The following is a 14246-nucleotide window of genomic DNA, read 5'->3' on the forward strand; positions in this document are numbered from 1 at the left end:
TTTCAATTGTACCCGCGCCCATTAACGCCGTGCTCAGCGGCGGCTTACTTTATACGCGTTTTGCGCGAAAATGGGAGCGTAGCGACCGCGCAAAACGCGTATAAAGTAAGCCGTCAGCTGCAGCACCTCGTTAGTTGCTTTTTTGGACTCCGAAAATCTCATCTAGCACGGCCTCCCCTCGGTTAGTTGGAGCCAGCTCATACTGCCATTTATTGTCTCTTGAAAATGAGCTACTCCAGTTCCATGGATCATTAATGAAGCTTTCCAAATCATCATTGGTTAATGTCTTTACAGACTCAACAGAGTATGGCTCTTTGGAAGCTCTATCAATCTGACAGAGTGAAATCAGGCCCTTTGACACCAATGATTTTACAAGGCCAATTGCCAGCTCATATTTTTCAATGAGGCTACCTTCCGTAGCATCAGAATGAATCTCTGATATTAATTCTGGTAGAGTTTTACCGAAATCAGTCAATTCAACCAATAGCCACTTTTCGTTGTCTGATAAGATGATGGTTGTAATCTCCTTGAGCAACTAACGCCCGCAACAGGGGCGACCAATGCTATACACATTTTGTGCGATACTGGGAGCACAGCGACCCGCACAAAATGTGCATAGCGTTGGGCGTCCCGCGGAGGCCCGAAGGGCCGCAGCAAACTGCTTGCGCTTGTTAAGTTCACTCCTCTCTAGTACGAACCCACTGAGACTTCATTGACGTTCTTGTGGCGCTCCAGCCAGGAGGTAAATCTGCGATTGAATACAAAGTAGGATCAAGCGATGTGATCTCGCCCATACCCACAATCATTAAGTCTTCTGATTTATTAGTGGTACCGCATGTAAACGCCCATGAATCATCATCCGCGTAGTGCACTACCATTAATACTGGAAGTGAATCCTTAACGACCTGCTTGGTCGTTATCGCGGCAACATTCTTTGCTTGATCAAATGGCCAATCCAATTTTTCTACTCCACTTGCGGACAACGAACAACAAAGCATTGCCAGAAATGTAATTAATTGCTTTTTCATATCCGGAACTTAACGCCCGACACAACGGCCGGAGCACGCAGTGCGGAGGTCCAGCCCACAAAGTGGGCGATGTTGCTGCCGCTTGTTAGATGCCATCACTGCCCGGCTCCTTTGTAATCCAATATTCATTATTCGATGTAAACCAATTGATATGATTTGACAGTCCATCAAGGTCAGGAAAAATGGACGAGTGATTTATTCCGTAGTGAGATAGTTCAAATGGTAATAGCTTGCGATACTCCTGATCTATGACAATCAATTCAAGAGTGTCTTTTTTGCTTTTTGATTTATCTAGTGGCGTCGCAGGATCAGGGTGAAGTGTAAATAAGCCGCCTTGGCGAACTATTCTTGAAGCTACGGTATGTGGCTTATATTTAGCTAAAGTATCAGCTTCAAATGGTGAGCCATCAGTCTTTTCATAGATTTGGTCAGCTTTAAAACAATAAATGTGAGCATCGCAATTGTCTTGACTCGTTGTTGCGAAAAATGCAGCAACTAAGGGTTGATATGTCCAATCCAGCAACCGCGTTGCTAGACCATGATGTTGAGCGATAGCAAGCCATTCCCATTCATTGCCTGGGCGTGGCGATAAGAATTCTACAGATCTTCTTTGCCATGCACGAAACATTCTTTCATCGTCAGTTTTATCAAAGGGCGCACGTCCGGCTTTTGGAAGAAGCTTCCAGTCTGCATTGCCATGCCCACGAAACATCCATCGATTATCTTTTCGATATCGCTCTAAGGCTTCATGAAGTTCTTGAAAATTATTGATTCGTATTTCGTTCATTGTATTCATCTAACGCCGCCAACAGGGGCAGCCGACGTTGCGTACATATTGTGCTAAAAAGGAAGCGCAGCGACCAGCACAGTATGTACGCAGCGTTGGCTGCCCCGCGGAGGGGCGAAGTCCCGTAGCGAACTGCTTGGCCTTGTTAGCACTTTTCGCCTGATTTTTCGCAAACATGTGCAATGTTGTTTTTAACACAGAGGGGCTTGGGCTGTGTTGGTACCCAATGGCATACGAAGACCTCGCCTTTATCTTCGCTCAAAAACCACGCGATACTGACATTTCCACTCTTTCCAACGCCAACGGCACAAGCCCCATATTTCTACCGATATCCTTCACCTTTGATTCGGCGGAATATGCAGAAACAATATAAATTAAAATCAATAACAGCGTGCTAATGACAGCGACCAGAAAGGGCTTAATCTTAATCATGCGTTCTTCCTAAAATTTCTATTCCCTTGAAAATTACAGGACCCGAGTGTGTGCTAACGCTACCAACAGCGGCAGGTTTGGAGCGGCGAAGCCGCGAAAAAGCTGTCCAGCGCACGTAGTACGCGTTGCGGCTTGGCCTTGTTATAAGTGACACTACCCAATGATTTCATTTTTAGCACTGACAATTTTGCTTGCAACTCTATGGCAATGCTCTTTGCTAGCACCCAAACCAATATTGCCCTCTATTGTTGCTACTAGTGACGAGGATATATGCTTGGCATCTTTGCCCTCGACCGCAAGACGAAAAATATGTGGCAGATAACTCTGATACTCGTCGCGAGCTTCTGGCATCTCATTTACACCAATAGGGTCCCAGTCACGCCATAAAATTTCATCTATGGCTTTGTAGAGCTCTAGTTCTTCTGGAGGTAATTTCTTGCCCATACTCTTACTTATAACGTTGCCAGCAAGGGCAGCCGAAGCGGAGCGTAGGCTGTCCAGCCCAGCCACCGGCTGGGCGATCTTGCCTGGCCTGGTTATAGCTGGCGCGCACTGAACGACCTACTTGCTCTTTGCCAGCCAACTTTGGCTGGCCACTGCCCGATAAATTTACAGGGAAAAATACCATACTTTCCCCACCAGTTAACTAGCTGATTGGCGCTCCACAATGGTGCAACTGACTTGCAGGGTTTACTGGCTTAAAACGAAGGCACTTGAACGAAACTACGGTGCCAGCTTGCAGGTAAACTCTCTGGAGGAGAGTGTTCAGGTAGAGATTGTTACTTGCAGCAACTACAAACTATCTAAAAATTGACCGCCACAATAACGCTTTTAGCACCAGCGCCGCAGGCGTCGGGTGCCTAAACTTGTTAAATGTTGCACATATTCGGCTATTGTAATTCCGCCTGCAATACCACCAATCAGTGGCAATGCTACAAATTGCGCATGATAAAAATCCATAGATTGAATTCTTAGACTATTTAAGGCCAAAAGCACAACAGAAATAGCGAGACCTAAAGTAAAGACAGCGTACTTAGAAATCCCTAACTTCTTAGCAAGAACCAAACCCACCATCCCTGAAAGTAGTCCTTGAGCAAAATAACTCTTAATATTTAGGAAGATGTCCAAATAGCGCGGCAAATCGAACAGGCCTGACGGGCGAAAGTAAAGTGACGAGCACAACATTACACTCACCATAGTGACTACTAGTACTGTGTATTTGCCGATCATATTCATATGACATTTAACGCTCTGCGCACAGGCGAGCGAAACGTAGTGTAGCGAGTCCATCCCGCGCTTTTTGCGGGCGATTGTGCCGCAGTTTGTTATAAGTTTTTGCCACGATGTTTCTTCCGTAACGCCCTAGCACTAACTGGCTTTAGTGGGCAGTATTTTGCAAAAACAAACTCAGCTAAAAACGGACCCGCTAGTAGTAAGGAGCCAAAAACCAGTAAACTTTGAAACCTCAATCCCAGGTAAATAGCAAGAATAGGTATAAACGCCCATCCGAACGCTATCACCCTCTTAGATAAGGCTGCATATTCATACTGGAAAAAGCATTTCTCACAATACATTCTACTTGAGAAAGATAACATCTTTACCTTTACAGTTTTCTCTTTACATTTTGGGCATTTTCTCATCATGACTTATAACAGTTAATTAAAAAGAAGCGTCTTTATATCACCCTTCTATATAATTCTACTCATTTCTTTCAAGATAATCTCAAAAACCTAATAATATCAAAAAGTTAAGATCTTTGGCATAATTTTCAACAGATAGATATATAGCAGACGCTATATATCTATCTGCTTTTTCTGCTCTTTATAACATTACCTTCTCCATAAAAATCAAAGATATAGATCGTCATCCCCAGAAATAGGAGGAGCTTTTCTTGAATTCTGATATTGACAGCAGAACAAAATAGTAAATACTGTATATAAAAACAGATAAAGGCCAATATCATGGATGACATTCGCCATAAAATTCCAAGTAAGCCTGAACGCTTTATGGACAATCTGCGATTTCATATTCGAAAACAAGGACTGTCGTATCGAACAGAACAAACTTACACGCATTGGGTTAAACGCTTCATTCATTTCAATAAAAAGAAGCACCCTGCTGATATGGGAGCTGTTGAGATTGAGACGTTTCTCTCTCACCTTGCAGTTCAAGGTCTCTGCTCCGCAAATACACAACGAATAGCTCTGAACGCTTTGATATATCTGTACAAGAGATTCTTAGGTAGGGATATTCAAGCATTGGACTTTAAACTGGCAAAACAACAAAAGTACTTGCCTGTGGTTTATAGCCGTAGAGAAATATCAGCAATTTTGGATCATCTTGAAGGCACTTACAGATTACAAGTTGAGCTAATGTACGGTAGCGGCCTTCGCAGTGCCGAACTGCTTTCTTTACGCGTAAAGGATATAGACTTCGACAGCAATAATATTTTTGTTCGAGGTGGCAAGGGGAATAAGGATCGCACTACAATATTACCTAACGGGCTAATTGTGCAGTTACATAGGCAAATAGAGACTATTTCCCTATTGCACCAACAAGATCTTTTGGCTGGTTTTGGTTCGGTTTATTTACCTAACGCTTTGGAAAGAAAGCATCCAAGTGCAAGCCGACAACTCGCTTGGCAATACCTTTTCCCTTCCAGCACCATCGGCCAATGTCCTCGCTCCGATGAAAACAGAAGGCACCATATGCACGCAACAACTTTAGCGCGCCAGGTTCGTATAGCTGTCAAGCTAACGGGAGTCAACAAACCGGCTCGTTGCCATGCATTTCGCCATAGTTTTGCGACTCACTTGCTCGAAGCGGGTTATGACTTGCGTACGATTCAGGAACTGCTAGGGCATTCGGATGTTAGTACTACTGAAATTTATACCCATGTCGTAAATCGGGGAAATAAAGGCGTTTTAAGCCCCTCAGATCGACTGCGCAACATTAATAAAATTGAGGAGGCTGGAGCTAACTATTTTGTTGGGAGTAAAATAGGGGAAGTACAGGGGCTTAACTTATTGGCTGCATCTCAGCAGCGAGGATACCGAATACCGGCTTTCGCCGGTATCGCAATAGAAGAAGGCCGATCAAATTATCCCGGTGTTACGTCACCATTCTGTGCTCGGTGGCGCAGAGCATGGTCGATCAAAACAAGAGCCATCATTGCTTCAGCAATTGGCGTTGCTCGGATACCTACGCAGGGATCGTGGCGACCTTTGGTAACCACCTCAATAGCATTGCCTGAGCGATCGATACTTCGGCCGGGGATGCGTAAGCTGGAAGTGGGTTTCAGGGCGATATGGGCAACAATATCCTGGCCACTGGAAATACCACCGAGAATGCCACCGGCATTATTGGAGAGGAAACCCTCCTCGGGAGTAATTTCATCGCGATGCTCGGTGCCCTTTTGCTCCACACAATCAAAGCCGGCTCCAATCTCCACCCCTTTCACCGCGTTGATACTCATAAGGCCGTGGGCCAGATCTGCATCCAGGCGATCAAAAATCGGCTCGCCCAGCCCTGAAGGGACGCCGCTGGCGTGTACTGAGATCCTTGCACCGATGGAGTTACCCTCTTTGATCAAGGCTTGCATATAAGCTTCCATCTCGGGTACTCGTTCGGCATCTGGGCAAAAGAATGGATTCTGCTCGACCTGCTCCCAATCCAATTTTTGCACTTTAATTGGTCCCAACTGGGACAGGTAACCGCGTACTTCAATACCATACTTCTGCTTAAGCCATTTCTTGGCGATAGCCCCGGCCGCAACACGCATGGCGGTCTCCCTTGCAGAAGAGCGACCTCCACCGCGGTAGTCACGAATACCGTATTTTTGCCAGTAGGTGTAATCGGCGTGCGCCGGGCGTACCTGCTCAGCGATATTGCCATAGTCTTTAGAACGCTGATCCGTATTTTCAACCAACAGGCCAATGGGAGTACCGGTAGTTTTTCCTTCAAACACACCGGATAGAATTTTCACTTGATCCGGCTCACGGCGCTGTGTGGTATAGCGAGAAGTACCCGGCTTTCGGCGGTCCAGCTCCAGCTGGATCTCCTCTTCACTGATCTCCAACCCCGGGGGGCAGCCATCGACGATACAGCCCAAGGCTGGACCATGGCTCTCGCCAAAGGTGGTGACGCAAAACAGCTTGCCAAAGGTATTGCCCGACATATGCGACTTTTCCAGATAACAGTTGATAAATTAACAGCGGTTGGCTTTATGCAGAGCCGTGCATTATAAAGGATCTAGCCGCCGCGCGCGGCGTTCAAGGTAAAAAGCACAATTGCTGCAGCTATGTGGCTTTATCAGAGAACCCGGCAATAGCTTTTGCCGGGTTCAGAAAAAGAATTACTCTTTTTCAAAGTGGCTTTGGTAGGCGAGCAGCTCTTCGCGACTAATCACAAACACACCGTGGCCACCATCCTCAAATTCGGGCCACATAAATGGCACTTCCGGGAAAGCCTGTTCCAGAGCTTCCCAGCTGTTGCCCACCTCACAGACCAGTAAGCCTTCTGGCTGCAGGTGATTGGCGGCCTCACGCAGCAAACGGCGGGTAAAATCAAGACCATCGTCACCGGAACCCAAGGCAATCTCCGGCTCGGCCAGGTATTCTTGCGGCATCTCTGCCAGATCGCGTGCATCCACATAGGGAGGGTTACACACTATCAACTCGTAACTCATGCCTTGCAAACCACTGAAAAGATCCGACTGTACTGCGCGAACACGCTCGTTGAGCTGGTGGCGATTGATATTCAGCTGTGCCACTTCAATAGCGCCTTCAGAAATATCACTCAGGTCGACTCTCGCTTCAGGGAAGGCCTCTGCACAGGCGAGGCCGATACAGCCACTGCCACAACAGAGGTCGAGGATTGCCAACGGTTCTACATTGAGCCAAGGCTCAAAATTGTGGCGGATCATTTCACCTATAGGGGAACGCGGCACCAACACCCGCTCATCCACATAAAAAGTCATATCGCAAAAATGCGCTTCATTGGTCAGATAAGCCGCTGGCAAACGCTCGATAAAGCGCCGCTCTAGGAGAGTAAGCACATCCCGCCTCTCCTCCATGGTCAAACGTGCATGCAGGATTTCCTGCTTACTGTAGGGCGGCAGGTGCAGTGCGTGGGTTACCAGCAGTACCGCCTCGTCCCAGGCATTGTCCGTGCCGTGACCATACCAAAGGCCCGCTTCGCTAAAACGGCTGGCTCCCCAGCGGATATAGTCCAAAACCGTGGTCAGCTCGTGCAGGCTGGATTCACGCCTTTCTATCATTGAATCTATCCTTAAGTGCTATGTATCTCATCAAGGCCTATTGCCACTCATTAACTAGCCTCTGCTGTGGCTATAGAAGCGCCAATCAAGGCACGAGGAGTGTAGTTTGGTTGTTCCAAATAAGCGACGAGTAACGCTGAGTGACGGTTTAACAGCTGTAACCCGAAGGGCCTAGGCTATTTTTCACCCAACTGCATTATCGGTCGTTTATGTGGATTCACTCCTTTTGCCTCCCCGAGCTCACAATGGCCCCGACAGTAGCGATCAAATTGATACCAATAGGCCCCTAGGTCCGCGCGGATCTTTACTCTCGGGTTACAAACGCTTAGGGTAGCGCACCCGCCCCCTCGGGCTGAGATGTTGGAAAGAGCAGCATGAACGAACACTACGCACGAATTATTGAAGCAATCGGCGAAGACCTGCAGCGCCCCGGACTCAAAGATACTCCGAAGCGCGCGGCCAAGGCCATGGAATACCTGACCCGCGGCTATCAGCAGACCGTTCAAGAGGTTGTCAGCGACGCACTCTTCCCCAGTGACTGCACCGACATGGTATTGGTCAAGGATATCGAGCTCTACTCCCTGTGCGAACACCATATGCTGCCATTTATCGGTCGCGCCCACGTGGCCTATATCCCCCAAGGCAAGGTGCTGGGCCTATCCAAGGTAGCGCGTATTGTCGATATGTACGCACGCCGCCTGCAAATCCAGGAGCAGCTGACCACACAGATCGCCAAAACCCTGCAATCTGTCACTAATGCCGCCGGTGTTGGCGTTATTATTGAAGCAAAGCATATGTGCATGATGATGCGCGGCGTGGAGAAGCAGAACTCCGTGATGAAGAGTTCGGCAATGCTGGGCACCTTCCGCGAGAACCAAGCCACACGCAACGAGTTTCTTTCCCTGATCAGCCGCCCTTAAGGCTGTGAGCTAGCAACGTGCGGTCCCCTGGGCCGCCCGCAATCACGGAGTGAGCCACCATGCCCCATCTGGTTATTGAGTACGCCAAGAATCTGGAAGAACGTATTTCTGTCGCCGCCCTGGTCAGCTCGGCTCAAGAGGCAATGCATAGCTCCGGCTTATTCGCCTCCCATACCATCAAGACCCGCGCCAAGCCCTACGACCAATTTATTGCCGGTGAGCACGGCGATAGCTTTATTCACGCGGAAATCCGCCTACTGGCAGGCCGCAACAACCGCGAGCGGGAAGCGTTGAGTTCAGCGGTTTTTAACTGCCTGTGCCAATTTGCCGATGGGGTACCAGCGGTCTCGGTAGAAGTGCGTGAAATGGACCCCGGCAGTTACTCAAAGCGGGTGCCCTTCTAAGCTTCTCCACGCAGGAAGGGACCAAACCACTCGGCAATGCCCTCGGCGCCCTCTTCCATATGCAGGTGATGGCTGCCGGGTATTTCCCTAACCTCGATCGTTTTATAGCTCTCCAACACCGGGCGCAGCCGCTCGATCATATTCGCAATCCCCTCCTTCGCCAGCACCAGGCGCACCGGCATGCTCAGGCGGGATAGAAAAGCGCGCACCTGTGCCTCGTTAAGCTTGGCGGAGGACGCCGCCATCAGGCGCGGATCATTACTCCAGGTGAAGCCACCTTCTAGTGGCAGGGTCCCCCGCTCGGCCAGCGCGCGCGCCGCCCATTCTGTCAGCGGGAACATGCCGTTCATACGCGCTTCTACCGCCCCCTCAAAAGTGGGGTAAATCTTTGCCCTGCGCTGGCTGTAACGGGCACGCTGGGCGATAGCCTTAGCGAGAATTTCCGGCGCCTCGCTATCCTTGGTTGCAGGAGGTACCAGGCCATCAATCAGGGCCAGGCGTTTGATGCGTTTGGGAAAGGTGCCTGCCGTTATCACACTGGCAATAGCGCCGCGGGAATGGGCCAGTAAAGAAAAACTGCGCCAGCCCAGTGCTTCGGAGGCACCAATAATATCCTCAGCTTCTTCCCAAATATTGTAATTAGCATGGGGAGACCGATGGTAGCTGCGCCCATGGCCTGCCATATCCACGGCGACCAAATTAACGCCTTTCAAGAGTGGGGCCAGACGATCAAAGCTGGCGCAATTATCCAGCCATCCGTGCAATGCCAATACCGGCTCCCCTGTGCCATCCCCCCACTGCTTTGCGGCAATGGTCTTGCTGTCGAATTCCAGGCTGATCTCACGGGGGGCGGCTTGCTTCATGCGCGCAGATTCCAGAAGAAAGTGAATATTAAAGAGCCAGATGGTGCAGGTCCAAAGGCCCGCAGGCAATGACAGTTAGCGCCAGCAACCTAGGGATTTGAAGGCAAAGGGTAAAAACCGGAGGGAAAAATGGCTAGCCGGCGTGCTGTAACCACTGCAACTCAGCACAACCATTGGCCCAGACCTCCGAGCTGACACAGGCGAGACTGGAAGTCCCCATCGGGTGTTGATTGCCACTACCGCAGAGACCGTTCAACAGGCTACCCACCAATGGTTGATGGCTCACCAGGAGAAGAGGGAAATGATCGGCTTGCTGTTCCTGTAACTTGTCGAGTAGCTGCTGTGGATCGGTATCGCCAATCAGCAATGACTCGGTAACAACAGGCAACCCCAAGTGGGCGGAGACAATATCAGCTGTCTGCTGAGTGCGCACAAAGGGGCTCGCCCAAATAGCGCGCACGGAGGACAACTCCCCAGCACGCTCTTTGCATACCTGCGCCACCTGCTTACGACCGCGCTCCGTAAGCGCGCGGCCGGCATCGTTACCGTACATGGGTTCGGCCTTACCATGACGCAGGATAAACAGCTGCATTGACTTCGCCTCAATCGGTTTAGTGTGTGTCACCGCGCTTGTCAGACTCACCCTTCTGCTCACTGAAGGGCGTTGAGGACTCCTCTGCACTCTCCTCTACCAGCTCGGGCTTACCGTCATCACTACCGAGGATAATGGCCTCCTCGGCTTCTTCTTCCTTTTTGGACTCAGTTTTTTTCTCGGATTCGGCTTCATCATCGGAAGCCATAACTTCTGCATTAACCTCTTGCGCGCCCTCGTAACCGGAGAGATCGTCCACTTCAGATTCCGGCCACTCTGCAAAAGGAAAAGGCTTTTCCTCAGAGTTGTAAATTAAAAACTGTATCGTCTGATAAATATAGGAGGCGAGCTGGTCGCCAAAACGGCGCAAATTATCATTGGCACTGCCACCAATAATCGAGAACAGGAACTGCAGCACAACCACCGCGAGCAGCACCCAGCTGGCAATCTGCAGGCAGATCGCAAACAGCACCATATAGATCAGCCGCACCCACTGGTTCCCGGAAGTCAGGTTGCGCTTTAAATCATCATTTTTCATAAGAGGCTTCCATCAAGGCTTGGCCGAGTAGGCCACATCAAAAGTTTGCGCGCCCGACATTAAATTGCGAATTACCTCAGGAATCGGTCGCTCTTCAAATAATATGGCGTGAATTGCGGAAACCAAGGGCATGTAGACGCCCATTTCATCGGCTTTCTTTTTAATCAGACGAACCGTATTCACTCCTTCGGCAACCTGACCGATTTCCGCGACAGCACGATCCAAAGGCTTGCCCTTGCCCACCAAATAACCTACCCGGTAGTTACGGCTGAGGTCGGAGGAACAGGTCAGGATTAAATCGCCAACGCCGGCGAGGCCGATAAAAGTCATAGGATCTGCACCCATAGCCTCGGCAAAGCGCATCATCTCTGCGAGCGAACGGGTAATCAGCAGACTGATGGTATTTTGCCCCCGGTCCAAGGCCGCCGCCATACCGGTGACAATGGCATAGATATTTTTCAGCGCCCCCGCCAGTTCCACACCAAACACATCGTTACTGGAGTAAACGCGGAAAGTCTCGGAATGCAGTGCGGATTGGATATCCTTGCACAGCGCTTCATCTTCGCTGGCAACCACGGTTGCTGTGTAGTGACCTGCGACAATTTCCTTGGCGAAGTTGGGCCCGCTCAGCACCCCCACGCGCATACCCTGGGTCTCCTCGCGCAGGATATCGCTCATCAAATGAAAACTGTCGTGCTCTATTCCCTTAGTGGTGGAAATCAACATGGTGCCCGGTTTTAGCAGCGGGGCCACCCGGCGGATCACTTCACGGAAAGATTTACTGGGGATAGCGACAAATACAATATTGCAGTTCCGCACCACTTCCTGCAGGTCGCTGCTGATATAAAGCTCTGGGTGCAGGGCCACTCCGGGCAAATACTTGCTGTTCTCACGGGTTTCCCGACAGGCTTCCGCGCTCTCCGAATCCCGCATCCACTGGCGGGTATCGTGACCATTACCCGCAATAATATTAGCAATGGCCGTACCGAAACTACCGCCGCCCAATACAGCGATGGAGAGAGGGTTGGAAGTTTCCTTTTGCATATTGATACCGATAAAGCTTCTCGAGGGCAGGGATTATAGAGGTATGACCCGCTCATCCCAAAGGGTTCAACTATCAGGATCTTGCGCGTAAAGTTACAAATTAACACGCCAAAAACGGAAAACGGCCCCAGCGGGACAAGCTACCGGTTGCACAACCGGGCTGTTCCGCTGAGGCCGCAGAAATAAGGCGCAAGAACTTCCGAAGAAATCACCGCGCCAGGCTCCTGAAAGCCAATAACAACTGATTAAAATTTAGTCGTGCATTTCCAGCAGCAGTGTATTCAGGCGACGCACGTAGTCGGCCGGATCTGTTAGCTGGTTGCCCGCCGCCAAATTGGCCTGATCCATCAGAATATTGGTGAGATCGGCAAAACGATCCTCATCCTGCTCCTGATCCAGGCGCTGTACCAGCGGGTGCGATGGGTTGATTTCAAAAATCGGCTTGGCTTCAGGTACCGCCTGTCCGGCCTGTTCGAGGATGCGGCGCATCTGCGGACCCATATCCTGCTCACTCACCACCAGACACGCCGGCGAGTCCACCAGGCGAGTGGTAGCGCGAACAGATTCCACACGGCTATCCAGAACAGACTGAACGCGCTCAACCAGCGCACCGGACTCATTCTCAACTTTCTCGCGTTCGGCTTTATCCTCTTCGCTCTCGGCTTCACCCAAATCCAGCGCGCCTTTGGCCACGTCCTGGAACGGCTTGCCATCAAACTCGTTCATATGGCCCACGAACCACTCGTCCACCTGATCGGTGAGCAGCAGCACCTCGATACCCTTCTTGCGGAATACTTCCAGGTAGGGGCTGGATTTCGCTGTCGCGAAATTGTCTGCGCACACGTAGTAGATCGCCTTTTGGCCATCTTTCATACGGCTGACGTAGTCTTCCAGGGACTGATCTTGTTTGTCGGTATCGGTATGCGTGGTGGCGAAGCGCAGCAGCTTGGCCACTTTCTCTTTATTGGAGAAATCCTCGGCCGGCCCCTCTTTCAGCACATTGCCAAACAGGTCCCAGAATTTCTGGTACTCGTCACCGTCCTTCTTCGCCAGCTTATCCAGCATATCCAGCACACGCTTAGTCAGTGCGCTTTTGATCGCATCGGTATTGCGGTCTTTTTGCAGGATTTCACGGGAAACGTTTAGCGGCAGATCGTTGGAGTCCAGTACACCCTTCACGAAACGCAGGTACAGCGGCAGGAACTGCTCGGCGTCGTCCATGATAAAAGTGCGCTGTACATAAAGCTTGAGGCCGCGGGCGGCATCGCGCTGATACAGGTCAAAGGGTGCACGCGCCGGAATATACAGCAGGCTGGTGTAATCCTGCTTGCCCTCAACACGATTGTGGCTCCAGCTGAGTGGATCATCAAAATCGTGGGAAATATGCTTATAAAATTCTTTGTACTCCTCGGCTTTCACTTCGGAGCGTGGGCGGGTCCACAACGCCTGGGCCGCATTGACCGCTTCAAACTCGGGCGCCTTCTCTTCTTTTTCTTCCTCGCCCTCTGCCGCCGGCATTTCCTCTTTCAGCATCTCTACCGGAATAGCGATGTGATCGGAGTACTTTTTAATAATGGAGCGCAGGCGCCAACCATCGGCAAACTCTTTGGCATCTTCTTTCAGATGCAGAACGACACGGGTACCGCGCTGGGGCAACTCTGCATTTTCTACGGAATATTCCGCTTCGCCGTGACACTCCCAGTGCACACCCTGATCGGCTTCTGCACCTGCGCGACGAGTAAACACATCCACTTTATCGGCGACAATAAATGCTGAGTAAAAACCAACACCAAACTGACCGATCAGGTGCGCATCTTTTTTCTGGTCACCGGTGAGTTGCTGCATAAAGGCGGAGGTACCGGAGCGAGCGATGGTACCGAGGTTTTCGATCACTTCGTCACGGCTCATACCAATACCGTTATCGGTAATGGTCAGGGTGCCCGCATCTTTATCGAACTCGATACGAATACGCAGGTCCGTATCATCGGCAAATAATTCTGGCTTGGACAGTGCCTCAAAGCGCAGCTTGTCAGCGGCATCAGAGGCATTGGATACCAGCTCGCGCAGGAAAATCTCCTTATTGGAGTAGAGCGAGTGGATCATCAGGTGCAGCAGTTGCTTGGCTTCTGTCTGGAACCCGTGGCTCTCTTTGTGGGCCTCAACGGTCATCTGTAGGTCTCCCCATACACGTCAATCGGAACAGGGAGCAAATATTGGGACCTGCTGACAGGTTTCAAGGGCAAAGCTGGAAATAGAGGATATCTGCATGATGCCGTAACGCAAACGGCGCTGACAGTAATTCGCTATTCAGCTAAGACTTTACGGGAAACGGTGGGGTTTCAAGAAGACATTTTAGGGTT

16 protein-coding genes and 1 pseudogene are annotated in these 14246 nt (G+C 50.3%); 3 read left to right on the forward strand and 14 right to left on the reverse strand.

Annotated features, from left to right (window positions below; genetic code table 11):
- Positions 1-130: 130 nt before the first annotated feature.
- The 7 genes from ACJJIJ_RS12325 to ACJJIJ_RS12355 form a co-directional block, all read right to left on the reverse strand.
- Positions 131-535, reverse strand: a complete 405-nt coding sequence (locus ACJJIJ_RS12325; protein WP_444886469.1) for a hypothetical protein — start codon at positions 533-535, stop codon at positions 131-133.
- A gap of 142 nt (positions 536-677) precedes the next feature.
- Positions 678-1028: a hypothetical protein gene (locus tag ACJJIJ_RS12330; protein ID WP_252082790.1), complete on the reverse strand. Its 351-nt coding sequence runs from the start codon at positions 1026-1028 to the stop codon at positions 678-680.
- An 85-nt stretch (positions 1029-1113) separates the two neighbouring features.
- Positions 1114-1824, reverse strand: coding sequence for an FRG domain-containing protein (locus tag ACJJIJ_RS12335; protein WP_444937530.1), 711 nt, complete (start codon positions 1822-1824; stop codon positions 1114-1116).
- 249 nt (positions 1825-2073) lie between these two features.
- Complete coding sequence (locus ACJJIJ_RS12340) at positions 2074-2247, reverse strand: hypothetical protein (protein WP_252082798.1); 174 nt, start codon at positions 2245-2247, stop codon at positions 2074-2076.
- Positions 2248-2400: 153 nt separating this feature from the next.
- Entirely contained in the window at positions 2401-2691 is a 291-nt protein-coding gene (locus ACJJIJ_RS12345) for a hypothetical protein (protein ID WP_252082800.1), read from the reverse strand.
- Between the two features lie 4 nt (positions 2692-2695).
- The gene (locus ACJJIJ_RS12350) at positions 2696-2875 is read right to left on the reverse strand and encodes a hypothetical protein (RefSeq protein ID WP_252082802.1); all 180 of its coding nucleotides are present in this window, start codon (positions 2873-2875) and stop codon (positions 2696-2698) included.
- A 203-nt stretch (positions 2876-3078) separates the two neighbouring features.
- Positions 3079-3432 carry a hypothetical protein gene (locus ACJJIJ_RS12355; protein ID WP_252082818.1) on the reverse strand — a complete coding sequence of 118 codons (354 nt, stop codon included), beginning with the start codon at positions 3430-3432 and terminating at the stop codon, positions 3079-3081.
- Positions 3433-4253: 821 nt separating this feature from the next.
- Here ACJJIJ_RS12355 and ACJJIJ_RS12360 point away from each other — a divergent pair.
- A pseudogene (locus ACJJIJ_RS12360) lies at positions 4254-5180 on the forward strand (integron integrase); the annotation flags it as partial.
- A gap of 167 nt (positions 5181-5347) precedes the next feature.
- On the opposite strand, the gene aroC reads toward ACJJIJ_RS12360, so the two are convergent.
- Positions 5348-6424: a chorismate synthase gene (gene aroC / locus ACJJIJ_RS12365; protein ID WP_444937531.1), complete on the reverse strand. Its 1077-nt coding sequence runs from the start codon at positions 6422-6424 to the stop codon at positions 5348-5350.
- Positions 6425-6601: 177 nt separating this feature from the next.
- Complete coding sequence (prmB, locus tag ACJJIJ_RS12370) at positions 6602-7525, reverse strand: 50S ribosomal protein L3 N(5)-glutamine methyltransferase (protein WP_444884114.1); 924 nt, start codon at positions 7523-7525, stop codon at positions 6602-6604.
- 374 nt (positions 7526-7899) lie between these two features.
- Between prmB and folE the strand changes: the two genes are divergently transcribed.
- Positions 7900-8445 carry a GTP cyclohydrolase I FolE gene (folE, locus tag ACJJIJ_RS12375; protein WP_252082843.1) on the forward strand — a complete coding sequence of 182 codons (546 nt, stop codon included), beginning with the start codon at positions 7900-7902 and terminating at the stop codon, positions 8443-8445.
- 59 nt (positions 8446-8504) lie between these two features.
- A complete protein-coding gene (locus ACJJIJ_RS12380) occupies positions 8505-8849 on the forward strand; it encodes a 5-carboxymethyl-2-hydroxymuconate Delta-isomerase (protein WP_252082845.1) in 345 nt (114 codons plus the stop codon).
- Here ACJJIJ_RS12380 and ACJJIJ_RS12385 read toward each other — a convergent pair.
- The 5 genes from ACJJIJ_RS12385 to htpG form a co-directional block, all read right to left on the reverse strand.
- Positions 8846-9712, reverse strand: a complete 867-nt coding sequence (locus ACJJIJ_RS12385; RefSeq protein ID WP_252082848.1) for an alpha/beta fold hydrolase — start codon at positions 9710-9712, stop codon at positions 8846-8848. The genes ACJJIJ_RS12380 and ACJJIJ_RS12385 overlap by 4 nt on opposite strands.
- Positions 9713-9845: 133 nt before the next feature.
- Positions 9846-10304: a phosphohistidine phosphatase SixA gene (gene sixA, locus ACJJIJ_RS12390; RefSeq protein WP_252082850.1), complete on the reverse strand. Its 459-nt coding sequence runs from the start codon at positions 10302-10304 to the stop codon at positions 9846-9848.
- Positions 10305-10323: 19 nt separating this feature from the next.
- Positions 10324-10842: a DUF4389 domain-containing protein gene (locus ACJJIJ_RS12395; protein WP_444937532.1), complete on the reverse strand. Its 519-nt coding sequence runs from the start codon at positions 10840-10842 to the stop codon at positions 10324-10326.
- Between the two features lie 12 nt (positions 10843-10854).
- Positions 10855-11886, reverse strand: a complete 1032-nt coding sequence (locus tag ACJJIJ_RS12400) for an NAD(P)H-dependent glycerol-3-phosphate dehydrogenase (RefSeq protein WP_444937533.1) — start codon at positions 11884-11886, stop codon at positions 10855-10857.
- A 252-nt stretch (positions 11887-12138) separates the two neighbouring features.
- Positions 12139-14055, reverse strand: a complete 1917-nt coding sequence (htpG, locus tag ACJJIJ_RS12405; protein WP_252082854.1) for a molecular chaperone HtpG — start codon at positions 14053-14055, stop codon at positions 12139-12141.
- Positions 14056-14246 lie beyond the last annotated feature (191 nt).

The organism is Microbulbifer mixtoriginis (SeqCode), from assembly GCF_052467945.1.

Excerpts from the sequence above, each read along its gene's own strand:
- ACJJIJ_RS12330 (WP_252082790.1), bottom strand. The coding sequence starts at position 1,028 with ATGAAAAAGCAATTAATTACATTTCTGGCAATGCTTTGTTGTTCGTTG.
- ACJJIJ_RS12335 (WP_444937530.1), bottom strand. The coding sequence starts at position 1,824 with ATGAATACAATGAACGAAATACGAATCAATAATTTTCAAGAACTTCAT.
- ACJJIJ_RS12340 (WP_252082798.1), bottom strand. The coding sequence starts at position 2,247 with ATGATTAAGATTAAGCCCTTTCTGGTCGCTGTCATTAGCACGCTGTTA.
- ACJJIJ_RS12345 (WP_252082800.1), bottom strand. The coding sequence starts at position 2,691 with ATGGGCAAGAAATTACCTCCAGAAGAACTAGAGCTCTACAAAGCCATA.
- ACJJIJ_RS12350 (WP_252082802.1), bottom strand. The coding sequence starts at position 2,875 with ATGGTATTTTTCCCTGTAAATTTATCGGGCAGTGGCCAGCCAAAGTTG.
- ACJJIJ_RS12355 (WP_252082818.1), bottom strand. The coding sequence starts at position 3,432 with ATGTTGTGCTCGTCACTTTACTTTCGCCCGTCAGGCCTGTTCGATTTG.
- aroC (WP_444937531.1), bottom strand. The coding sequence starts at position 6,424 with ATGTCGGGCAATACCTTTGGCAAGCTGTTTTGCGTCACCACCTTTGGC.
- prmB (WP_444884114.1), bottom strand. The coding sequence starts at position 7,525 with ATGATAGAAAGGCGTGAATCCAGCCTGCACGAGCTGACCACGGTTTTG.
- folE (WP_252082843.1), top strand. The coding sequence starts at position 7,900 with ATGAACGAACACTACGCACGAATTATTGAAGCAATCGGCGAAGACCTG.
- ACJJIJ_RS12380 (WP_252082845.1), top strand. The coding sequence starts at position 8,505 with ATGCCCCATCTGGTTATTGAGTACGCCAAGAATCTGGAAGAACGTATT.
- ACJJIJ_RS12385 (WP_252082848.1), bottom strand. The coding sequence starts at position 9,712 with ATGAAGCAAGCCGCCCCCCGTGAGATCAGCCTGGAATTCGACAGCAAG.
- sixA (WP_252082850.1), bottom strand. The coding sequence starts at position 10,304 with ATGCAGCTGTTTATCCTGCGTCATGGTAAGGCCGAACCCATGTACGGT.
- ACJJIJ_RS12395 (WP_444937532.1), bottom strand. The coding sequence starts at position 10,842 with ATGAAAAATGATGATTTAAAGCGCAACCTGACTTCCGGGAACCAGTGG.
- ACJJIJ_RS12400 (WP_444937533.1), bottom strand. The coding sequence starts at position 11,886 with ATGCAAAAGGAAACTTCCAACCCTCTCTCCATCGCTGTATTGGGCGGC.
- htpG (WP_252082854.1), bottom strand. The coding sequence starts at position 14,055 with ATGACCGTTGAGGCCCACAAAGAGAGCCACGGGTTCCAGACAGAAGCC.